The sequence below is a fragment of the Micromonospora sp. NBC_01699 genome, from assembly GCF_036250065.1.
In the GTDB taxonomy this organism is placed as follows: domain Bacteria; phylum Actinomycetota; class Actinomycetes; order Mycobacteriales; family Micromonosporaceae; genus Micromonospora_G.
In genome coordinates, this window is record NZ_CP109199.1 from 4361696 (window position 1) to 4383013 (window position 21318).

19 protein-coding genes are annotated in these 21318 nt (G+C 71.0%); 15 read left to right on the forward strand and 4 right to left on the reverse strand.

Translation table 11 applies throughout. The annotated features are described in order from the left end of the window. Positions 1-55: 55 nt before the first annotated feature. The 11 genes from OG792_RS18740 to OG792_RS18790 all read left to right on the forward strand — a co-directional run bounded on the left by OG792_RS18740 (position 56) and on the right by OG792_RS18790 (position 15324). On the forward strand, positions 56-4861 hold the full coding sequence (locus OG792_RS18740; protein ID WP_329100607.1) for a polyketide synthase: 4806 nt from the start codon (positions 56-58) through the stop codon (positions 4859-4861). Between the two features lie 50 nt (positions 4862-4911). Then, positions 4912-5259, forward strand: a complete 348-nt coding sequence (locus OG792_RS18745) for an acyl carrier protein (protein ID WP_329100609.1) — start codon at positions 4912-4914, stop codon at positions 5257-5259. Positions 5260-5261: 2 nt separating this feature from the next. Next, complete coding sequence (locus tag OG792_RS18750; RefSeq protein ID WP_329111318.1) at positions 5262-6095, forward strand: alpha/beta fold hydrolase; 834 nt, start codon at positions 5262-5264, stop codon at positions 6093-6095. A 26-nt stretch (positions 6096-6121) separates the two neighbouring features. Next, a complete protein-coding gene (locus OG792_RS18755; RefSeq protein ID WP_329100611.1) occupies positions 6122-7084 on the forward strand; it encodes a hypothetical protein in 963 nt (320 codons plus the stop codon). A 117-nt stretch (positions 7085-7201) separates the two neighbouring features. Then, positions 7202-9028 (forward strand): hypothetical protein, encoded by a 1827-nt coding sequence (locus tag OG792_RS18760; RefSeq protein ID WP_329100613.1) that lies wholly within the window; start codon positions 7202-7204, stop codon positions 9026-9028. Between the two features lie 112 nt (positions 9029-9140). Further along, on the forward strand, positions 9141-10178 hold the full coding sequence (locus OG792_RS18765) for an extracellular catalytic domain type 1 short-chain-length polyhydroxyalkanoate depolymerase (protein WP_329100615.1): 1038 nt from the start codon (positions 9141-9143) through the stop codon (positions 10176-10178). Between the two features lie 48 nt (positions 10179-10226). Continuing rightward, on the forward strand, positions 10227-11363 hold the full coding sequence (locus OG792_RS18770) for an ABC transporter ATP-binding protein (RefSeq protein WP_329100616.1): 1137 nt from the start codon (positions 10227-10229) through the stop codon (positions 11361-11363). Then, positions 11360-12190, forward strand: coding sequence for an ABC transporter permease (locus tag OG792_RS18775; RefSeq protein WP_329100619.1), 831 nt, complete (start codon positions 11360-11362; stop codon positions 12188-12190). Before OG792_RS18770 ends, OG792_RS18775 begins: the two co-directional genes overlap by 4 nt. 37 nt (positions 12191-12227) lie before the next feature. Next, positions 12228-13091: a 3'(2'),5'-bisphosphate nucleotidase CysQ gene (locus OG792_RS18780; protein WP_329100621.1), complete on the forward strand. Its 864-nt coding sequence runs from the start codon at positions 12228-12230 to the stop codon at positions 13089-13091. Positions 13092-13111: 20 nt separating this feature from the next. Beyond that, a complete protein-coding gene (gene cysD, locus OG792_RS18785) occupies positions 13112-14023 on the forward strand; it encodes a sulfate adenylyltransferase subunit CysD (RefSeq protein ID WP_442932484.1) in 912 nt (303 codons plus the stop codon). After that, positions 14023-15324, forward strand: a complete 1302-nt coding sequence (locus OG792_RS18790) for a sulfate adenylyltransferase subunit 1 (protein ID WP_329100624.1) — start codon at positions 14023-14025, stop codon at positions 15322-15324. Before cysD ends, OG792_RS18790 begins: the two co-directional genes overlap by 1 nt. An 88-nt stretch (positions 15325-15412) precedes the next feature. On the opposite strand, the gene OG792_RS18795 is transcribed toward OG792_RS18790, so the two are convergent. Continuing rightward, on the reverse strand, positions 15413-16129 hold the full coding sequence (locus OG792_RS18795; protein ID WP_329100626.1) for a spermidine synthase: 717 nt from the start codon (positions 16127-16129) through the stop codon (positions 15413-15415). Between the two features lie 171 nt (positions 16130-16300). On the opposite strand from OG792_RS18795, the gene OG792_RS18800 reads away from it, so the two are divergent. Both OG792_RS18800 and OG792_RS18805 read left to right on the forward strand, forming a co-directional pair. Further along, the gene (locus tag OG792_RS18800; RefSeq protein ID WP_329100628.1) at positions 16301-16942 is read left to right on the forward strand and encodes a CG0192-related protein; all 642 of its coding nucleotides are present in this window, start codon (positions 16301-16303) and stop codon (positions 16940-16942) included. Positions 16943-16970: 28 nt separating this feature from the next. Beyond that, positions 16971-17552, forward strand: coding sequence for a hypothetical protein (locus OG792_RS18805; protein ID WP_329100630.1), 582 nt, complete (start codon positions 16971-16973; stop codon positions 17550-17552). 93 nt (positions 17553-17645) lie between these two features. Here OG792_RS18805 and OG792_RS18810 read toward each other — a convergent pair whose 3' ends face one another. Further along, positions 17646-18164 (reverse strand): cupin domain-containing protein, encoded by a 519-nt coding sequence (locus OG792_RS18810; protein WP_329100631.1) that lies wholly within the window; start codon positions 18162-18164, stop codon positions 17646-17648. 388 nt (positions 18165-18552) lie between these two features. On the opposite strand from OG792_RS18810, the gene OG792_RS18815 reads away from it, so the two are divergent. Continuing rightward, positions 18553-18915, forward strand: coding sequence for a PGPGW domain-containing protein (locus tag OG792_RS18815; RefSeq protein ID WP_329100632.1), 363 nt, complete (start codon positions 18553-18555; stop codon positions 18913-18915). A gap of 110 nt (positions 18916-19025) precedes the next feature. Here OG792_RS18815 and OG792_RS18820 read toward each other — a convergent pair whose 3' ends face one another. Both OG792_RS18820 and OG792_RS18825 read right to left on the reverse strand, forming a co-directional pair. Further along, positions 19026-19343 (reverse strand): hypothetical protein, encoded by a 318-nt coding sequence (locus tag OG792_RS18820; protein ID WP_329100633.1) that lies wholly within the window; start codon positions 19341-19343, stop codon positions 19026-19028. A gap of 53 nt (positions 19344-19396) precedes the next feature. Further along, entirely contained in the window at positions 19397-20053 is a 657-nt protein-coding gene (locus OG792_RS18825) for a DJ-1/PfpI family protein (protein WP_329100636.1), read from the reverse strand. A gap of 191 nt (positions 20054-20244) precedes the next feature. Between OG792_RS18825 and OG792_RS18830 the strand changes: the two genes are divergently transcribed. Beyond that, positions 20245-21192 carry a GlxA family transcriptional regulator gene (locus OG792_RS18830; protein WP_329100638.1) on the forward strand — a complete coding sequence of 316 codons (948 nt, stop codon included), beginning with the start codon at positions 20245-20247 and terminating at the stop codon, positions 21190-21192. Positions 21193-21318: the final 126 nt, after the last annotated feature.

Here is a 21318-nt window from a genome sequence, read left to right on the forward strand (position 1 = left end):
GGCGCCCGCGCCGTACCCCCGGTACGCCCGTCGACGGTGGAACGAAAGGTCGAGGATGAACACGAGCACCGACCGGCGCGACCCGGTCGCGATCGTCGGGATGGCGACGGTGATGCCCGGCGCCGGCAACCTGGAAAGCTACTGGCGCAACCTGGTCGACGGCTTCGACGCGATCACCGATGTGCCGGCACACCGGTGGGACGACGAGTTCTACGACCCCGAACAGGCTCACCGGCCGGACCGGATGTACTGCCGGCGGGGTGGGTTCGTGGACGAGTTCGCGAACTTCGAGCCGCTGCGGTTCGGCATCATGCCGACCTCGGTGCCGGAGATCGAGCCGGACCAGCTCATCGCCCTGGACGTGGCCGCCGCCGCGATCGAGGACGCCGGTGGCGCCGATCGGCTGCCCGGCGGCGACCGGGTCGGCGTGATCCTCGGGCGCGGCGGCATCCTCAGCCCGGCCCAGGCCCGCTACGCCCAACGGGTACGGATGTCCAGCCAGGTCATCCAGGTGCTCCGGGAACTCATCCCGGAGCTGGACCAGAGCCGGCTGGACCTGGTACGCGAGAAGTTCGACGAACGGCTCGGCCCGTACCAGCCGGAGGGGACGATCGGGCTGGTGCCGAACCTGGCCGCGTCCCGGGTGGCCAACCGGCTCAACCTGCGCGGGCCGGCGTACACGCTGGACGCGGCCTGTGCCTCGTCGCTGATCGCGGTCGACCAGGCGATCACCGAGCTGACCAGTGGACGGTTGGACGCCGTACTCGCCGGTGGTGTGCACCACGTGCACGACATCAGCTTCTGGTCGGTGTTCAGCCAGTTGCGGGCACTGTCCCGGCGCGGGGAGAGCCGGCCGTTCCACCGGGAGTCCGACGGGCTGCTGATCGGCGAGGGCACCGGTGTGGTCGTACTGAAACGGTTCTCCGACGCGGTCCGCGACGGTGACCGGGTCTACGCGGTCATCCGGGGTAGCGGGATGTCCAGCGACGGCCGCTCGGCGAGCATGTTCAACCCGGCCTCGTCCGGGCAGGTGCTGGCCATCCGGCGGGCCTGGGAGGCGGCCGGGCTGGACCCGACCGCGCCGGACGCGCTGGGCCTGCTGGAGGCGCACGGCACCGGCACACCCACCGGCGACGCGGCCGAACTGGTCTCGGTCGCGGAGGTCTTCGGCCCGCACTCCGGCGCCGGAGCGCGCCCGGTGATCGGGTCGGTCAAGTCGATGATCGGGCACACCATGCCGGCCGCCGGCATCGCCGGCCTGATCAAGGCCACGCTGGCGATCCACCGGGGGGTGCTGCCGCCCACCCTGCACTGTGACGATCCACGGGCGGAGATGGCGGCGACCCGGTTCGCCCCGATCGCGACCGCCCGACCGTGGGAGGGCGACGGGCCGCGCCGGGCCGGGGTGAACGCGTTCGGCTTCGGTGGCATCAACGCACACGTCATCGTCGAGCAGGCCCCCGAACCGGGCGGCGTACGCGGCCGGCGAACCGGCGGGCAACCGGCGACCTCGGCACCGGCGGTCCGGCCGACCGGGTCGACCGTCGAGGTGGCCGAGCCGGACCAGGTGCTCTGGCTCGCCGCCACGGACCCGGTCGAACTGGCCGGCCTGCTGTCCCGCGACGACCACGAGGTAAGGGCGCTGGGCACCGAGCGGGCGCGGAGCAACCGGCCGGCCACCGGGGCCGAACGGTGCCGGATCGGCATCGTCGCCCCGACCGACAAGCTGCTCGCCGTCGCCCGCAAGACGGTGGCCCGTGGGCAGGCCTGGCGGGGTGGCCGGGACATCTGGTTCAGTCCCGAGCCGCTGCTGGCCGCCGGGACCGGCCGACTCGCCTTCGTCTTCCCCGGCCTGGAGGCGGAGTTCTCCCCGCGTACCGAGGACATCGCCGCGCACTTCGGGCTGCCGGACCGGCAGTGGTCCGCGACCGACCTGGGCCGGCACGGCGCCGGGCTGATCGAGGTGGGCACCCTGCTCGACGAGTCGCTGCGCCGCATCGGCGTGGTCCCGGACACGGTCGCCGGGCACAGCATCGGCGAGTGGACGGCCGCCGCGACCAGCGGCCAGATCAGCACCGCGGCGATGGACGAGTTCCTGGAGATGTTCGACGCCGACTCGGTCGAGGTGTCCGGGTACGTCTTCGCCGCCGTGGGTGCGGGCGCCGAACGGGTCACCCCGATGCTCGGCGACTTCCCGGGGGTGGTGCTCTCACACGACAACGCCCCCGCCCAGTCGGTGGTCAACGGGCCGGAGTCCCAGGTGGACCGGTTGGTCGAGGCGTTGCGTACGGAGAACGTGCTGTGCCAGAAGCTGCCGTTCCGGTCGGCCTTCCACACCCCGGTCTTCGCCGAGGGCCTCCAGTCGATCGGGGCGGCGCTGCGCCGGTGGGAGGTGCACCCGCCCCGGATCCCGGTCTGGTCGGCCACCCTGGCCGCGCCGTTCCCGGCCGACGAGGCGGAGGTCAACGCGTTGTTCGTCCGGCACATGATGGAACCTGTCTGGTTCCGGCAGACCGTCGCGGCGATGTACGACGCCGGCGTACGGGTCTTCCTGCAACTCGGCGCCGGACAGCTCGCCTCGCTGATCAGCGACAACCTGCGCGGGCGGGACCACCTGGCGATGCCGGTCAACGTGAAGCACCGCAGCGGCCTGGACCAGCTCCGCCGGGTCGCCACCGCGCTCTGGGTGGAGGGTGGCAGCCCGAACCTGGCGGCGCTCGACCCGCCCCGGCCGAAGGCCCCCGCGAAGCCGGTACGTCGTGGGCCGTCGATCCCACTGGACCTGGGTGGGCCGCTGGTACGGCTCGGTGCCGGCGCCGCCGGTCTGCTCGGCGTCTCGGTGCACGACGGCCAGCCGGATCGGCTGCCCGCCGTCGTCCCGGCCACGGGTGCGGACGTGGCCCGCACGGTCGACGCCACGGCCCCGGCGACGCGGCAGCCGGAGCCGGCGGGTGCCGGTGGCAACCCGGCGGCGGCACTGGCCGCGCTGCACCGGCTGGCCGGGCGATCCAGCGCGGCGGCCGAACTCGCGGCCCTGTTGCAGGACACGGCACGGGACGCGGTGAGCGTGCTGGACGCCGCCGGGCCGGCGCTGCGACCGCCGCCGCCGGTCGCGCGGCCGGTGACCGCCGCGCCGCCCCCGGTCACCCCGCCCGCCGCGCCCAACGGAAGCGGCACGCCCAACGGAAGCGGCACGCCCAACGGGAACGGCACGCCCAACGGGAACGGCACGCCCAACGGGAACGGCACGGCGAACGGGAACGGCACGGCGAACGGGAACGGCGGTGCCGGCGACGCCGGTGCGGTCCACCGGTTCACGATCCGGGTCTCCGTCGAGACGATGCCCTACCTGCGGGACCACTGCTTCTTCGTCCAGCCGCCGGACTGGCCGAACGTGGAGGACCGGTGGCCGGTGGTGCCGGCGACCACCCTGGTCCAGCACATGGTCGACGCGGCGGAGCGGGCCGTACCCGACCTGCGGGCGGTGGCCGTACGGGACGCGCGGTTCAACCGTTGGCTGATCGCCGAGCCGGGGCAGGATGTCGAGGTCACGGTGAAGCCGTCCGGCCCCGGCCGGGTCTCGGTCACCTTCGGACCGTACGCCCGGTCGACGGTGGAACTCGCCGCCGACTATCCGACGGACCCGCCCGAGGTCTGGCGACACGATCCGGCCACCGAGCAGCCGCCCCGGATCAGCGCCGAGGAGATGTACGCGGAGCGGCTGATGTTCCACGGGCCGCAGTTCCAGGGGGTCACCGCCGTACACGCTCTCGGGGAGATGCACGTACGGGGAGTGGTGACCGCTCCCGTACCGCCCGGTGCGCTGCTGGACAACGCGCTGCAACTGATCGGCAACTGGCTCATCACCACCCAGCCGTTCCGTACCGTGGCGCTGCCGGTCGGCCTGGGCCACGTCCGGTACTTCGGTCCCCCGCCGGAGCCCGGCACGGCGTTCGAGTGTGTCGCCCGGGTTCGTACGATCGACGACGGCCAACTCGTCGCGGACACCCAACTGGTGCACGGCGACCGGGTGTGGGCGCAGATCGACGGCGCGGTCGACCGGCGCTTCGACAGCCACCCACAGGCCAGGCCGGCGGAGCGGTTCCCCGAGCGGCATTCGATGTCGCTGATCCAGCCGGAGGGCTGGACGATGGTCTTCGACTGCTGGACCGACCTGGTCACCCAGGGCATGGCCGCCCGCGGCATCCTCGGCTCCGGCGCGTACGCGGATTACGAACGGCAGCCGGCCAAGGCCCGCAAACAGTGGCTGCTGGGCCGGATCGCGGTGAAGGACGCCGTCCGGTTCCGGTTGTGGGAGGACGGGCACCGCGACATCTACCCGATCGAGCTGACGGTCGGCAACGATCCGGACGGGCGACCCCGGGTGTCCGGGCGTCCGGGTCGTGACCTGCGCGACTGCGACGTGTCGCTGGCGCACTGCGCCGAGCTCGGGGTCGCCATCGCCAAGCCCCGCGATCCGGCGGCGCCGGCCGGCGTACCGGGCGTCGGCATCGACGCCGCCGAGATCGCCGACCATCCGGAGAGCACCCTGCGCTTCGCCCTGACCGACGCGGAGATCGCCCTGTTGGACTCGCTCGGCGGCGACGCCGAGGACCGACGCCGGTGGTTCACCCGCTTCTGGGCCGCCAAGGAGGCGGTCGGCAAGGCGGAGGGGACCGGCCTCGACGGGCGGCCCCGCCGGCTCACCGTGACCAGCGCCGACGACGCCGTGCTGGCGGTGCACGTCGACGGTCGCGGCTACCGGGTGGAGCACCGGGAGGTCGGCAACCCGGAGGACCTTCCGCCCCGGCGGTACGTCGTGGCCTGGACCTGGGGCCCACAGACCGACGCCCGGCACTGATCAACCGTGTGACCGGCACCCATTCCCGAACATCCGAAGGAGTACGCCCCATGGCCGCCTCGACCGCCGACATCCTCGCCGAACTCACGGAGATCATCCACGCGGTTCTCGGGGATTTCGCCACCGACACCCCGATCACCCCGGACACCACCTTCCGCGACGAGCTCGGGATGGAGAGCATCGACGTCGTCTCGCTCGCCGGGCGGTTGCAGGCCCGGTACGGCAACACCGTCAACTTCGCGCACTTCGTCGCCCGGCTGGACCTGGAGACCGTGGGCGACCTACGGGTCGGGCAGCTGGTCGAGCACATCACCCGCTCCCTCGACCCGGCCGGTGCCACCGGGGACACCCAGGCCGGTGCCGGCACGCCCGCCGTCGTCGGGGTGGTCGGCTCGTGACGATGATCCGGGCCAACGGGATCGGGATGCACGTCGAACAGCTCGATCCACCGGCCGACGAGCGGGACGAGGTCGCCACCGGCGACGGACCGGCCACCCTGGTGATGATCCACGGGATGGCCTCCGACACCCTGGCGAGCTGGTACTTCACGCTGGCCAAGCCGCTGGCCGACGCCGGACTGCGGGTGCTGATGTACGACCTGCGCGGCCATGGCCACAGCGAACGCCCGCCCACCGGCTACACCCTGGACGACTTCGTCGACGACCTGGCGGCGATGCTGACCGAACTCGACGTCACCGGTCCGGTGCATCTGCTCGGCAACTCGTTCGGCGGCACCATCGCCTTCGGCTACGCGGCCCGCCACCCGGACCGGGTCGCCTCGATCGCGACAATCGAGTCCTCGCCGCCGACCAGGGCGTGGATGGACCGGATCGCACGTCGGCTGGACCGGGCCGTCGACCTGCTGCCCCGACCGGAGGCGCTGGAGCGGATCACCGCCGGGCGGGGCGAGCGGGTGGCGCGTCGGGCGCGGGCGACCGGCGAGATGCTGCTGACGACAACGCTGGCCCGGGACCTTCCGGCCAGCGCGCTGCCCTCCGCCGGCCGGATCAGCGCGATCGGCGTACCGGTGCTCTGCCTGTACGGCGCGGACTCGGCGGTGGTCGAGCTGGCCCCGGCCGTGGTCCGGTTGCTGCCGCAGGCGCGGACCGTCGCCCTACCCGGCGAGAAGCACACGGTCCTGATCGACCGGCCGGAGGCGGTACACCGGCTCGTCCTCGCCTGGCTCCGCGAGGAGTGTTCCGTCGCGGTGGCCGAGGCCGCCGCCACCCCGTGACAACCCATCGTGCAGGAGGTCTTCGGATGGACACCCCGATCGCCGGCAGGTCGATCATCATCAGCAACGGCCGGTGCGGTTCGACGCTGCTCTCCGACCTGATAGCGGAGCAGCCCGGAACGCTGTCGGCGCAGGAGTTCTTCATGTCCGTCGCGCCCTGGGCGCGCAGCTCCGAAGTGCTCGACGGTGCGGCGTACTGGGCGGTGCTGAGCAGTCCGAAGGCGGAACTCGCGACGCTGTTCCGGATCGGACTGCCGCCGAAGGAGGTGCGTTATCCCCCGACCGGCCGGTGGGCGGACCGGATGACCGAGCTGCCGCGAATCCTCGCCATCACCCTGTCGAAGCTCACCGACGACCCGGACGCCCTGTTCGACCGGCTCGCCGTACGGGTGCCGGACTTCCCGACCCAGTCGGTCGGCGACCACCACCGGATGTTCCTCGACCTGCTGGCCGAGGTGACCGGCAAGCAGCGCTGGGTGGAGCGGTCCGGCGGTTCCAGCCACGTCGCGCCGTACCTGTTGCGGGCGTTTCCCGAGGCGAAGGTGGTGTACCTGACCCGCGACCGGGAGGCGACGGCGCGGTCGATGAGCAACCACTCGTCGTTCCAGTTGATCCAGCTCCGGGTGGAGTTCCTCGGCCGGTGCGGGCTGGATCCGTTCCGGATCGAGCCCGGCCAGTCGGTGCCGGCGGAGTTGGAACGGTACCTGCCGGACCGGCTCACCGCCGACCTGCTCCGGGAGCGGGGGCAGGACCTGCGCCGCTACCTCGGCCTCAGCGCGTTCCTGACCAGCCAGGCCGAGCAGGCGCTCACCGACCTACCGCCGCGTCACCTGCACCGGATGAGCTACGAGGAACTGGTCGTCGATCCGGTCGAACAGCTCGGGCGGCTGGGCCGGTTCCTGGAGTTCGAGGACTGGGCGGACTGGGCGCGCCGGGTCGCCGGCCGGGTGGTCGCGCCCGCCCGGTCCCGCGAGGTCGCCGCGGCCTGACCGCACGCCCCGCCCCGATCGGGGCGGGTTGCACCGGCGAAGTGCTTCGGTTCCGGCGGCAAACGACGCCGGGACCGTCGAACGCTGACGAATCCGTTCGAACGAGAGGAACGATTGGTGAAACCATTCCGGATGTCGGGCCGGCGACCGCTCGCCGCGGCCGCCGTACTGGGACTGCTGTACGTGCTGGCGGCACCGTCGTCGGTCACCGCCGCGCCGACGGACACGGACGCGCGGGGGTCGGCCGGACACCCGCCGACGTACGAGCGCAAGCTGCTCGGGAAGGGCACCCCGGACGAGTGCTTCGCCGGTGTCGGGCTGGCCTATCCGACCGGTCCCCCGTGCGCGACCGGCCAGCCGAAGGTGAACCAGTCGTACCTGTGGGGCATGACCCAGACCGAGCAGAGCCTCTGGTTCGGCACCGGAGCGAACGTCAACTGCCTGACCAGCGGGCGCAACCTGCGCAACACGACGCCGAACCTGAACGACGACTGGGTGTGCGAGTACGGCGAGAGCCAGATCGTGAAGCGCAACCCGACCCTGCCGGCCACCCTCGGCGACCACCGTCCGCCCCGGTTGTACACCTACGACAAGCGGGCCAAGCGGTTGACGGAAAAGACCGACCTGATCAAGAACGCCTCCACCACCGACGCCAACCGGCTGGCCTCGACCGCCGGGATCCGGGCCGCCGGCACCCATCAGGGGGTGGCGTTCCTCGGCGGGCCGGCGCTGGGCGAGAGCATCAACCTGTTCGCCTTCGACACCCACACCGGCGGCTTCCTCGGCTCGGTCAACCTGCCGGCGTACGGCAACATCCGTCACTTCGTGGTGGCCGACGGGGCGCTCTACGCGGGTGTCGGGGTGGGCGCGAACGGCGGCAACCGGGGCCACGTGCTGCGCTGGACCGGTAGTAAGAGCAACCCGTTCAGTTTCGTCGAGGTCGCGAACCTGCCGGCCCAGGCGGCGGACCTGACCGTGCACGACGGACGGATCTTCGTGACGACCTGGACGGGTTCCGGCGACGACGCCCTCGCCGCCGCCGTTCCGGGCAGCACCGACGAGCCGCTGCCCGGCGTCGCCGGGGTGTGGATGAGCCCGAAGCTGTCGCAGGGGGAACGCGGCCTCACCCCGGCCGACGCGAACGGCTGGACCCAGGTCTGGACGGTGGACCAGTACGAGCCGGACCCGACCATCGCCCGCACCTACGCCCTCGGTGGGCTGGCCTCGTTCAACGGCTACCTCTACTGGGGCACGATGCACGTACCGATGAAGGCGACCACCGTACACATCGCGACCTTTCCGCCGGCGAACGAGGCCGCGCTGCGCGCCTCGGTGCGCGGCACCCAGCGGGCGATCAGCATCTTCCGGGGGAAGAGCTTCGGCGACCGCCACCAGCGGGTGGACCTGCTGTACGGGGCACCGCAGCTGCCCGCGTACGACCCGGCCGGGAACGGCGGCGCGGGCGCCTGGGCTCCGGTCCCGACCGGTTACACCCCGCTCTACGGCCCGTCCGGCATGGGTAATCCGTACAACAACTACACCTGGAAGATGGCGGTGGCGGGCGGGAAACTGTACGTCGGCACCATGGACTGGAGTTACATCTCCAAGGACCTGGGTCAGGAGACGGCGAGCCGGTTGGGGGTCAGCGGCCCGGCGGCGGCGGAGTTCGGTGACGCCTCGGTGCTGGCCGACGATCCGCCGCCGCCCCCGGCCCCGGTGTACGGCGGCGACCTGTTCGTCTTCGACTCGACCAGCAAGCCGGCCCGGGTGGTGGACGACAGCGGGCTCGGCAACTATCTGAACTACGGGATCCGCAACATGGTCGCCGACGGGACGACCCTGTACCTGGGCATGGCGAATCCGATGAACCTGCGTACGGACCCGGACGACGACGTTCCCGAGGGTGGTTGGGAACTGATCCGGCTGAGCATGCAGCGCTGTTGATCGGTCGGCCCCGCTCGGCATCGTCAGCGGGCACGGGCGGGGCCACCTCGCGGATACACCGACCAGCGCTCGTCCTTACCTTCCCCGAACATCATCATGCCATGGTGCGAATATGACTGAAATCAGTAGATCTTGGACAGGTTGGGTGGGCCGGCTCGACCGGTGCGGCCGTACCCCGTGGCAACGTCCGCTCGCGGTCCTGCCGCTCGTCGCGGTGCTCGCCCTGACGGCCGGTTGCGGACTGTTCCGGGACACCCCGCAGCGGCCCGAGGCCGGTGCGGTGGCGACCGCGCCGGCCGGCACGTCGACCCACACCGTCGTGGTCGACGGGCAGGACCGCGACTTCCGGCTCTACCAGCCGGCGAACCTCGCCCGGTCGACCCCGGTGCCGCTCGTGGTCATGCTGCACGGCGCGCTCGGTACGGGCAGCCAGGCCGAAACCTCGTACGGCTGGAACGCCGAGGCGGACCGGGAGGGCTTCGTCGTCGCCTACCCGGACGGGCTCAGCCGCACCTGGGCGGTGGCACCGGACTGCTGCGGTCCACCGGCCCGTGACGGGGTGGACGACGTCGCCTTCATCCGGCAACTGGTCGACACCGTGGCCGACCGGCTCCCGGTCGACCGCGACCGGGTCTACGCCACCGGGATCTCCAACGGCGGAATGCTCGCCTACCGCCTGGCCTGCGACACGAACCTGTTCGCCGCGATCGGGCCGGTGGCGGCGACCCAGCTCGGCCCGTGCCCGTCACCCGCACCGACCTCGGTGATCCACATCCACGGTACGGCGGACCGGACCGTGCCGTACGCCGGCGGACCGGGCCGACGGGACAACGGCGGAACCGGCCGCAACCCCGTCCGGATGGACGGTCCGGCAACACCCGAACTGCTCGCACGGTGGCGCACGATCGGCGGCTGCGACGCGCCGGTGACCACCACCTCGGGCCCGGTCACCACCTCGGCCGCCGGTTGCCCCGATGGGCGGGCGGTCGAGCTGATCACCGTCGCCGACGCCGGCCACCAGTGGCCCGGTGCCGCCGGCCCCGCGCCCGAGGCACGACGCCTGCTCGACCTGGATCCGCCCGCGACCGCGCCGAACGCCACCGACACCATCTGGCGCTTCTTCGAGGCACACCACCGCACCGGCGGCTGAGCTACACCGGCACCCACCCACCCGACAACCCAGGACAGGGAGCAGCAGATGCCGAGCAGTGGTGGCACCCCGGCCGCGGTCGAGGTCGTCGACCTCGTCAAACGCTATCCGGGAAGCAAGACCCCGGCGGTGGACGGGCTGTCGTTCACGGTGGCCCGTGGCGAGATCTTCGGGCTGCTCGGGCCGAACGGTGCCGGCAAGTCCACCACCATCGGCATCCTCACCACCCGGCTGCGGGCAACGGCGGGCCGGGCCGTGGTCGGCGGGGTCGACGTGCTCGGTGACCCGGTCGCGGCCCGCGCCCAGTTGGCCGTCGTCCCCCAGCACAACAACCTGGACCGGGCGCTGACCCCACGGCAGAACCTGCTGTTCCATGCGGCGTACCACGGCGTCGGCCGCGCCGTACGCAACACCCGCGCGGACGAGCTGCTGGACCGCTTCGGCCTCGCCGACCGGGCGGACAAGCGGATCGAGGCGTACTCGGGCGGCATGGCGCAGCGGCTGATGATCGCCCGCGCGCTGATCCACGAGCCGGCGGTGCTCTTCCTCGACGAACCCACCAACGGCCTGGACCCGCAGTCCCGGCGCCTCATCTGGGGCCGGATCCGGGAGATGCGCGGACGCGGCGTGACGGTGGTGCTGACCACCCACCAGATGAACGGGGCCGCCGCCCTGGTCGACCGGGTCGGCATCGTCGACCACGGCCGGCTGCTCACCCTGGACACACCGGGCAACCTGGTCCGGGGCCTCGGCGGACGCTCGATCCTCGACCTGACCGTCACGCCGGCCGGGCCCGACGATCCGGACGAGCTGTTGCGGACGCTGTCGGAGGTTCCCGGCGTACGCAAGGGTGAACGCCTCGCCCCGGCGGCGCCGCCGGCCGCCGGGCCGGGTGCCGGGCGACCGGGCCCGGATTTCGGCGCCGGGCTCGGTCTCGGCTCGGGCGCGCCGGCCGCCGCACTGGCCGCGCTGGCCCGACAGCGGTCGGTGGCCACGCTCGCCCCCGACCCCGGCGGGCGCCAACGGGTACGGATCCGGCTGCACCTCGCCACCGATCCGGCGGCCGTGCTCGGGCCGGCGCTCGCCGTGCTGACCACCCGGTCGGCGAAGCTCACCGACGTGCACATCGCCGAGCCGAGCCTCGAAGACGTCTTCATCGGACTGACCGGAAGGGACCCACGGTGACCGACCTCGAAGCCCCACCGGTGCCGGCGGCGATCTCCACGCCGGCACCCCCGCGACCCCGCGCCCACCGGGCGTTCCTGGCCATCCTGCGCCGGGACCTGCTGGTCACCGGCAAGGAACTCTGGGTCATCCTGGTCCAGGTCGGCCTCACCCCGCTGTTCATGCTCTTCGTCTTCGTCAAGGTGCTCGGCGGGCAGGGCATCGTCACCCGGGACTTCGCCGACCTGTTCCTGCCCGGCATCATCGCGCTGGCCGCGCTCACCACCGCGCTACAGAGCGTCGCGCTGCCGCTGGTCAAGGAGTTCGGTTTCACCCGCGAGATCGAGGACCGGCTGCTCGCCCCGCTGTCGACCAACCTGGTGGCGGTGGGGAAACTGGTGGTCGCGATGCTGCGCGGACTTATCGCCGCCGCCCTCATCTACCCGCTGGGCGCGCTGATGGTCGGCTCGGCCCCCTGGCAACCCGAACGGCTGCCGATGGTCCTGCTGACGGTCCTGCTCGGCGGTTGGATCGGCGGCGGGATCGGCATGACGCTGGCGACGATCCTGCCCATCCAACGGATCAACGTCACGTTCTCGCTGGTCATTACCCCGATCATCTGGACCGGTTGCATCCACTACCCGTGGCCGCGGCTCTCCTCGATGCCCTGGTTCCAGGCGGTCACCGCCGTGAACCCGATGACCTACGTCTCCGAAGGGGTACGCGGGGCGATGCTGCCCGAGGTCGCGCACATACCGGCCTGGATCTGTCTTCTGGTGCTGAGCGCGGTGGCCGCCACGGTCACCGCCACCGGCGTACGTAGTTTCAGTCGGCGTGCCGTTCAATGAGCGGCACGGTCAACGTCTCCCCCGGAGGTGCTCGTCGATGAACGTGCTGGAACCCCCCAGCTCCGTTGCTCCCACGTCGGACGGTGACTTCGCCGCCTGGTTGGCCGAGCGGGCCGGCCGGTTGCTGCTGCGGGTACGCGCCGAACACGGTCACGACGACCCGGCCGCGTTGAAGCGCGCGGGTGACCAAGCGTCGCACCACCTGCTGCGGGACGAACTGGCCCGGCACCGGGGCACCGACGCGGTGCTCTCGGAGGAGGACGACGACGCCCGGCGGGCATGGGCCGACGGTACGGCCGGAGCCGCACCGGACCGGCTCGGCGCCGACCGGGTGTGGATCATCGACCCGTTGGACGGGACGCGGGAGTTCTCCGAGCCGGGCCGGTCGGACTGGGCGGTGCACGTGGCGCTCTGGGCGCGTACCGCCGCGACGGAGCATCGGCTCGTCGCGGGCGCCGTCGCCCTGCCCGCCCAGCACCGCACCCTCGGCACCGAGAATCCCCCGCCCCGACCGGCGGCGCCGGATGGGCGGACGATCCGGTTGGCGGCGAGTCGTAGTCGGCCGCCGGCGTTCCTGACGGAGTTGGCGGAGGAGGTGGGTGCGGAGTTGGTGCCGATGGGGTCGGCGGGTGCGAAGATCGCGGCGGTGGTCGGTGGTGAGGTGGACGCGTACGTGCATGCGGGTGGTCAGTACGAGTGGGATTCGGCCGCGCCGGTGGCTGTGGCGACGGCCACGGGTCTGCACGCTTCCCGAATCGACGGTTCTGCGCTGAGATACAACGAGGCTGACCCCCGGCTGCCCGATCTGGTGGTCTGCCGGCCGGAACTGGCCGAGCCACTGCTCGCCGCACTGCGCCGGCACCTGTCCCTCGTGCCGGCGACGACCACGGCAGCCGGCTGACCGCGATGGCAGACGTGGACATGACTACCCCGGCGGCGTACCGGGTGTCGCATCTGGATGCTCTGGAGGCGGAGAGCATCTTCGTCATGCGTGAGGTGGTGGCCGAGCTGGAGCGTCCGGTGTTGCTGTTCTCGGGCGGTAAGGATTCGATAGTGATGCTCCGGTTGGCGCAGAAGGCGTTCGCTCCGGGCAGGATCCCGTTTCCGGTGATGCACGTCGACACGGGGCACAACTTCGCCGAGGTTCTGGAGTATCGGGACCGGCGGGTGGTCGAGTTGGGGTTGCAGTTGGTGGTGGCGTCGGTGCCGGAGGCGTTGGAGTCGGGGTTGGTGCGGGAGTCCGCTGATGGGATGCGGAACCGGATCCAGACTCCGGTGTTGTTGGCGGCGGTGGAGAAGTACCGGTTCGATGCCCTGTTCGGGGGTGCGCGTCGGGATGAGGAGAAGGCGCGGGCGAAGGAACGGGTGTTCAGCTTCCGGGACGATTTCGGGCAGTGGGATCCGAAGAACCAGCGGCCGGAGTTGTGGTCGTTGTACAACGGTCGCCATCATCCGGGTGAGTCGATCCGGGTGTTCCCGTTGTCGAACTGGACCGAGCTCGACATCTGGCACTACATCGCCAGGGAGCGGTTGGCGTTGCCGTCGATCTACTACGCGCATGAGCGTGAGGTGATCGAGCGGGACGGGATGTTGTACGCGGTGAACGAGTTCATCGCCCCGCGTGGTGGTGAGGTGCCGTTTACCGAGCGGGTCAGGTACCGGACGGTCGGTGACGCCTCCTGCACGGCGGCGGTCCGTTCGGTCGCCGACTCGGTGGAGTTGGTGATCGAGGAGGTCGCCGCGACGAGGATCACCGAGCGTGGGGCGACCCGTGGTGATGACCGGGTCAGCGAGGCCGCGATGGAAGACCGCAAACGGGAAGGCTACTTCTGATGAGCACCACAGCGGTCACCGAGGTGGTTCCGGTCGAGGGTCGGGCGATGGACCTGTTGCGTTTCGCCACCGCCGGGAGTGTCGACGACGGGAAGTCGACCCTGATCGGCCGACTGTTGTACGACACGAAGTCGTTGTTCACCGACCAGTTGGCCGCCGTCGAGGCGGTCAGTGCGGCTCGGGGGGACGAGTACACGAACCTGGCGTTGCTCACCGACGGTCTGCGGGCCGAGCGGGAGCAGGGCATCACGATCGATGTGGCGTACCGGTACTTCGCCACCCCACGGCGGAAGTTCATCATCGCCGACACCCCCGGGCACGTGCAGTACACCAGGAACATGGTCACCGGTGCGTCGACCGCCGACCTGGCGTTGATCCTGGTCGACGCCCGTAAGGGCCTGGTCGAGCAGTCCCGGCGGCACGCGTTCCTGTGCTCGTTGCTGCGGGTGCCGCACCTGGTGCTGTGTGTCAACAAGATGGACCTGGTCGACTGGTCCCAGGACGTCTTCGAACGGATCAGCGACGAGTTCACCGCGTTCGCCGCGAAACTCGAAGCACCCGACCTGACCGTGGTCCCGATCTCCGCCCTGCACGGCGACAACATCGTCACCCGGTCGGAACACACCCCCTGGTACGAGGGCCCGTCGCTGCTGCACCACCTCGAACGGGTCCACATCGCCTCCGACCGGAACCTGGTCGACGTCCGGTTCCCGGTCCAGTACGTGATCCGCCCGCAGTCGACCACGGTCACCGACTACCGCGGCTACGCCGGACAGGTCGCCTCCGGGGTACTCAAACCCGGCGACGAGGTGATGGTCCTGCCGTCGGGGTTCACCAGCAGGATCGCCGGCATCGACACCGCCGACGGACCCGTGACCGAGGCGTTCCCACCGATGTCGGTCACCGTCCGCCTCACCGACGAGATCGACATCTCCCGCGGCGACCTGATCTGCCGACCGAACAACGCCCCGACCATCGCCCAGGACATCCAAGCGATGATCTGCTGGATGGACGAAAGCCGGCCGCTACGCCCCGGTGCGAAATACGCCATCAAACACACCACCCGCACCGCCCGGACCGTCATCCGCGAACTCCACTACCGCCTCGACGTCAACTCACTACACCGCGACGAGACCGCCACCGAACTCGGCCTCAACGAAATCGGCCGGATCCGACTCCGGACCACGATCCCACTCCTCGCCGACGAATACCGCCGCAACCGCACCACCGGCGGCTTCATCCTCATCGACGAGACCACCAACCGCACCGTCGCCGCCGGCATGATCGTCGACACCAACTAACCCACCAGCAGAAAGGGGCCCTTCCCGTCGTGTTGCGATGGGAAGGGCCCCTCTGCACGTCAGATCTCGCGGGTGTTGATGCCGCCCACTAGGTCAGCCGGGAAACATAGACGGTGTTGGTGGCGATGCGTTCCTGTAGCGGATTGGGAAAACTGACGACGTGCGCCTTCGTCGTGGCGAACACCTCGTCGAGTACGGCGATGAAGTCGTCGTCGGGTGGATCGTTCGACCAGAGCGCGAACACCCCGCCCGCCCGCAGCCGCCCGGCCAACCGCCGTAGGCCGTCGGGCGTGTAGAAGGCGGCATTGCCCGGATGCAGCACCTGACGTGGCGAATGGTCGATGTCGAGCAGGACGGCGTCGAACCGGCGACCGGGGGCGTCGGGGTCGAACCCGGTGTCGCCAGCGGCCATGGCGAAGAAGTCGCCGTGCACCAGCCGGGTACGCGAATCCGAGGTCAGCTCGGCGGCGTACGGCAGCAGCGCGTCCCGGTGCCAGCCGATGACCGCACCGAGCGCCTCGACCACCGTCAGCGAGCGCACCCGCCGATCCTCCAGCGCCGCTCGTGCGGTGTAGCCGAGGCCGAGGCCGCCGACGATCACGTCGAGGTCGCCACCGGAGAGTTCGGCCAGGCCCAGCCGGGCCAGCTCGACCTCGGCCACGGTGAACAGGCTGGACATGAGGAACTCGTCGTCGAGCTTGACCTCGTACACCTCGACCCGCAGCGACGGGTCGAACCGGCGACGCAGACTGATCGCGCCGATCTCCGTCTCACGCCAGTCGAGCTCCTCGAAACGCGCACCCACCCGTAGCCTCTCCTCTGGTCGGCACCGCCGGCAGCCCCAGATTCCCAGCTCACGGGGCCGGAAGCGATTGTCTGCACCCTACAGGGCAGGTCCCGCCCACCGTGGTCGGGCGATCGACGGGCCCGCGGGCGTCGTTCGAGCGGCGATGACCTTGCCGATAGCATCGGGATCATGGCATTGCTGCACCGAGCCTCACTGCACCCCACCAAACTTGAGCTTCTCGCGCCGTGGCTGCCCGGTCGCCGCTGGTACCGGGGGTCGCCGGGCGCCGAGATCGTCCGGGTGGCGGCCTGCCGCTTCGACGACCCGGCGGGCGAGGTCGGGATCGAGACGCTCCTCGTCAGCGCCGGTGACTCGCCGGCGCACCAGGTCCCGCTCACCTACCGTGGCGCGCCCCTGGACGGCGGCGAGCGCTGGTTGGTCGGTACCACCGAGCATTCGGTCCTCGGCCGGCGCTGGGTGTACGACGCGTGCGGGGATCCGGTGTACGTCGCCGCGCTGGCGAGCACCATCCACACCGGTGCCGGGCAGGCGGAGGAGTTCGTCCAGGTCGACGGTCGACTCGATCGGCGCGATCCCGACATGGTCGTCGTCGGCAGCGGCACCCGTGACGCCGACGTCCCCGCCGCCGGTGGACACCGTCCCGTGGTGACGGACGAGGACGACGCCACCGTGATCACGGCGGGCCGGGTGCGGCTCACCGTGATCCGTCGGCCCGGCGGCGACGAGCGGCCGGACAGGCCGACCCTCACCGGTACGTGGAGCGGCCAGCCGAACCCACTGACACTGGCGTACGCCGATGTCGCCCCTTGACCGGCGCGTACGTTGATCGATACGGTCAATGGATCTTGCCGCTGGCTGGCGTAGCGGAGCGCGGGATCCCTTCGCGACCACATCCCGGGGACTGGCGTTCACCGCCGAGACCTGCCCCGACCCCGGTGTGGAACGGACCTTCCAGACCCAGGTCGTGGACACCTACGCCGAGCATCGGCTCGCCATGTTCGAGGCGTTGGAGACGACCGCCGACCCGGACCAGCACGGGGTGATCGAGGGCAGGGCGCCCAAGGGCGCGGTGCTGCGGATCAGAAAGTCCTTCACCATGTACACCCAGCCCCACCTCCAGTCGGACGGGACGACCCGACCGACCCCGTTCGACACGACGTTGACCTCCGATCTGAAGGTCAGCAGGTCCAACGGCAGGTTCAGCTGGGCGGTCAATCCGTCCTACCGGCCGGTGCCTCCGTACCAGACCGGTGGGGTGCAACCGAACCAGACCGGGTTCTACCGCGAGCCGTGGATCCTGACCTGCGAACGGCCGGACGGCACGGTGCTGCAACGTACGCCGGTCAACGTCAACCTGGGGCAGCGGGTGACGGTCGACCTGAAGCAGTGCTCCCGTAACTTCCACAGGAAGTCGCACTGACCCACGCCCCGATCCGGGGGAGGGCGAGCGACCTTCCCCCGGTCGGGGGCCGATCCCGTCGCGCACGGGCACCTCGGCACCCGCCCGACACCGTCAGGGCGTCAGCATCTCGGTCCGGTACTCGGCTGCCAGCCGTCCGGCCCGTGCCTTCCGCTCGTCCTGCTGCGCGGCGTCGAGCTTCGGCGCCGGTGCCGTCGGGCCGTCCACCGGGTCGCCGACCCGCAGGAAGAACTCGTCCTGCCCGGCCGGGGTGCACATGCAGAGCAGGCGCGCGGGATGGTCGGAGGAGTTACGGAAGAAGTGCGGCGCGTTCGCCGGGATGTTCACGGTCTCCCCGGCCCTCGCCACGGTGCTCTCGCCCCGGAAGGTGAACTCGACGGCCCCGTCGAGCACGGTGAACATCTCCTCGAAATCGTGCCGGTGCGGGGGCGGCCCACCGCCGGGCGGGACCCGCATGTCGATCAGGCAGTACCGTCCGGCGGTCTGTTCGCCGGCGACGAGGATCGTGTAGGTGCCGCCGGCGACCGCGACGTGCGGCAGTGCGGGATCGTCGGGCCGGGAGTGGACCAGGGTGCGGTTGGGGTCGTCGGGCGGGATGGCGGAGTCGTTCATGCCCTGTCTCCCATCTTGGCGAACCACGTGGCGGACCTCGTCCTCCGCTTCCTGCCGTATTTACCCATGGTGCGGGATCGAAACGTGGCGTGCCCGAGCCCGACTCGATGTCGATCCCGAGGGAAAACCCAAACCCACCCGCCGTCGTACGGCCACCGAGCCACGCGTCCACAACGGAGCGCACCGGAACCGTTTTCGATACGTCGTACGAATGAACCGGCCTTTGCCGGCGCGTTCCCCATCCGACACGAACCGGCTCTACCGAATATGTCGGTCCGGGACCCGATGGCGGTTCGTCTGCTCTGCGCTAATCAAAGGGACACCGGCAGGCCATTCCGCCTACGCTCGCCCCGAGGGATCACCGATCGGGCATTCGAGCGGAGGAACGTTGAACTCTCCGGACAGTGAGCTGGTCAAACGGGCGACGGCGACGCGGCTGGCCGCTCGGCGTGAGCGTCACCGGCGCCGTCCGGCGGTCGTACGGGCCCTGATCGACCTCGGCGGTGGCCTGCTTTCCCTGGTGGGCCTGGTGTTGCTGTGGGCTCCGGAGTTCGGCCTGCCACTGTTGTTGGCGGGCTTCGGGCTGCTGGCCCTGGAGTTCGACTGGGCGTTTCGCGCCCGAGCCTGGACCGAGTGGCGTGCCGCGCTGCTCCGTCGGCGGTTCGTGACGCAGCCACCCGCGGTACAGGCCGCCCTGCCGATCACGATGCTGGCAATCATCGGCATTGTGCTCTGGCGGGTACTCTTCTGACGAGAATCAGTACGTGCCGAATGGTGCTGACCCGGTTCCGCCGATGAACGGAAACGGCATCCGACCGGCGGGCCCCATTTCGACCGGCCGCTTTCCTGGAATTGGGGCGGTCAGCCGGGCCTGCGGGTGCCGGTGACGCTACTGCGCGGCAGTCGGCCGGCGCGGGAGTGCCCGGTGAGGGTGTCGCCGACCACGGTGACATCGAAGTCCAGGTTCAGCCGCATGGGCCGGGTGACCAACTGTCGCCAGGTGACCCGGCGGCCCTCGGCCGCCGCCTGCTCCTCGATGTCGGTCAGCGAGACGGTCTCGCCCGTGCTCTCGGCCAGGCCGCGCGGGCCCGCCACGGTGTCGGTGAAGGTGTAGACGACGGCGAGGGTGCCGACCGGCGTCCTCAGCCTCAGATCCCATGTCCCGACGATGGAGTTCACGAGTTCCTTCCGGATGCGACGGGTGATCGACTACGGGTGACCTGGCGGGCGACTCAGACCGCGACCGGTTGCCGTCCGACGTTCCGCCAGACGGTGCCACGGCGCTCGTACTCGAAGAGGGCCTCGACGGCGTGGGCGACCCTCGGCCCGTACTCGCGTTCGAGGATGTGCAGTCCGAGGTCCAGCCCGGAGGTCACTCCCCCGGCGCTGATCAGGTCGCCGTCGTCGACGACCCGGGCCGGTACGGCGGACACGCCGGTTGCCTGTAGCACGTCCATGCCCTGCACATGGGTCACGGCATGGCGTCCCGTGATCAGGCCGGCCATCGCCAGGGCGAGCGAACCGCCGCACACGGCGGCCACCGTCACCTCCGGGTTGTCCAGCGCCTGCCGGATCAACGGCACGGCCTCGGTGTCGCCGAAGCGGGCGAGCAGCACCGGGATCGTCTCGATCCCCTCGTCGGGATCACCGACGGTCGGTCCGCTGGCACCCGGCACCAGGACGTAACCGGGTCTGGCCGGGTCGAGCCGGGAGGTGGCGTCCAGCACCAGGCCACGGGTGCCGCTCACCACCGGACCGGGACCCTGCGCGCGGACGAGTTCCACGACCAGCTCACCACCCACCGCGTCACTGCCGGCCGCGAGCACCTCGAACGGCGCGATCACGTCCAGCGGGTCGAAGCCGTCGAACAGAACGATCTGGGCGTACATCGGGACTCCTCGAACTGGTGCGGATGGGTGTCGGTGCCCCGTCCATGTTCGGCAACCCGGGTCGACAACTCCACTGGCTCGAATGCCATCCTCCGGCTGAATTTTGCCAACCTGATCCGACCAGGTGTTGTCGCCATCCACACGCTGTCTCGCCGATCGCCGCGCGTACGGTCGGGCGCTAGGATTTTGCCGTGCACACCGTGGTCGTCCTCGCCCTGCCGGACACCATCGCGTTCGACCTGACCACGCCGATCGAGGTGTTCGGCCGGGTGCGCCTGCCTGGCGGCCGACCCGGCTACCGGGTACAGGTCTGCGCGGACGAACCCACCGTCACCGCCGGACCGATTCGGCTGGCCACCGACCACGGGCTCGACGCGCTGACCCGCGCCGACACGATCGTCGTGCCCGGCCGCAACGACCCGTCGGCCGCGACCCCGGCAGCCGTCGCGGACGCGCTGCGCGAGGCCGCCGCCGCCGGCACCCGGATCGCCTCCATCTGCGTCGGCGCCTTCACCCTCGCCGCGGCGGGTCTGCTCGACGGCCGGCGCGCCACCACCCACTGGGCCGCGACCGACCGGTTCCGCGCCGCCTTCCCCGGCGTCGACCTCGACCCCGACGTGCTCTACGTCGACAGCGGTCAGATCGTGACGTCCGCCGGTGCCACCGCCGGGATCGACATGTGCCTGCACCTGGTCGGCCGGGACTACGGGGCCGCGGTCGCCGCCGACGCCTCCCGGCTGACCGTCGCACCGCTGCACCGCGACGGCGGGCAGGCGCAGTTCATCGTGCGCGCCGGCCCCGGTCCGACGGCACCCGCACTCGCCCACGTCCTCGAATGGATCGAGGAGAACTCGCACCGGGACATCGACCTCGGCGACCTGGCGGACCGGGCCGCCATGAGCATCCGTACGCTCAACCGCCGCTTCCACGAGGAGACCGGCCACACGCCCATGCAGTGGCTCAACGGTGTGCGGATCCGCCGGGCCCGGGAACTGCTCGAAACGACCGACCACGGGATCGACCGGGTCGCCCGCCAGGTCGGCTTCACCTCGCCGACAAACTTCCGTACCCAGTTCAAACGCGTCAGCGGCGTCGCGCCTCGGGCGTACCGCGGCACTTTCCGGACCGACCGGCACTGACGCCGGGCCGGCCGGTCCGGCCGGGAGCCGCTGGTCCGGGCCGGGTCCGTGCCATGATCGGGTACGGGTGGTCCGCGCCGCTTCGACGGCGGTCGTCAGCGGCGGGTGACGATGGTGCGGGAGACG

What these genes read in the sequence shown, in the direction of transcription:
- OG792_RS18770 (WP_329100616.1), top strand. Translation starts at nt 10,227, where the DNA reads ATGCCGAGCAGTGGTGGCACCCCGGCCGCGGTCGAGGTCGTCGACCTC.
- OG792_RS18825 (WP_329100636.1), bottom strand. Translation starts at nt 20,053, where the DNA reads ATGTACGCCCAGATCGTTCTGTTCGACGGCTTCGACCCGCTGGACGTG.
- OG792_RS18790 (WP_329100624.1), top strand. Translation starts at nt 14,023, where the DNA reads ATGAGCACCACAGCGGTCACCGAGGTGGTTCCGGTCGAGGGTCGGGCG.
- OG792_RS18740 (WP_329100607.1), top strand. Translation starts at nt 56, where the DNA reads ATGAACACGAGCACCGACCGGCGCGACCCGGTCGCGATCGTCGGGATG.
- OG792_RS18755 (WP_329100611.1), top strand. Translation starts at nt 6,122, where the DNA reads ATGGACACCCCGATCGCCGGCAGGTCGATCATCATCAGCAACGGCCGG.
- OG792_RS18765 (WP_329100615.1), top strand. Translation starts at nt 9,141, where the DNA reads ATGACTGAAATCAGTAGATCTTGGACAGGTTGGGTGGGCCGGCTCGAC.
- cysD (WP_442932484.1), top strand. Translation starts at nt 13,112, where the DNA reads ATGACTACCCCGGCGGCGTACCGGGTGTCGCATCTGGATGCTCTGGAG.
- OG792_RS18810 (WP_329100631.1), bottom strand. Translation starts at nt 18,164, where the DNA reads ATGAACGACTCCGCCATCCCGCCCGACGACCCCAACCGCACCCTGGTC.
- OG792_RS18745 (WP_329100609.1), top strand. Translation starts at nt 4,912, where the DNA reads ATGGCCGCCTCGACCGCCGACATCCTCGCCGAACTCACGGAGATCATC.
- OG792_RS18780 (WP_329100621.1), top strand. Translation starts at nt 12,228, where the DNA reads ATGAACGTGCTGGAACCCCCCAGCTCCGTTGCTCCCACGTCGGACGGT.
- OG792_RS18750 (WP_329111318.1), top strand. Translation starts at nt 5,262, where the DNA reads ATGATCCGGGCCAACGGGATCGGGATGCACGTCGAACAGCTCGATCCA.
- OG792_RS18805 (WP_329100630.1), top strand. Translation starts at nt 16,971, where the DNA reads ATGGATCTTGCCGCTGGCTGGCGTAGCGGAGCGCGGGATCCCTTCGCG.
- OG792_RS18800 (WP_329100628.1), top strand. Translation starts at nt 16,301, where the DNA reads ATGGCATTGCTGCACCGAGCCTCACTGCACCCCACCAAACTTGAGCTT.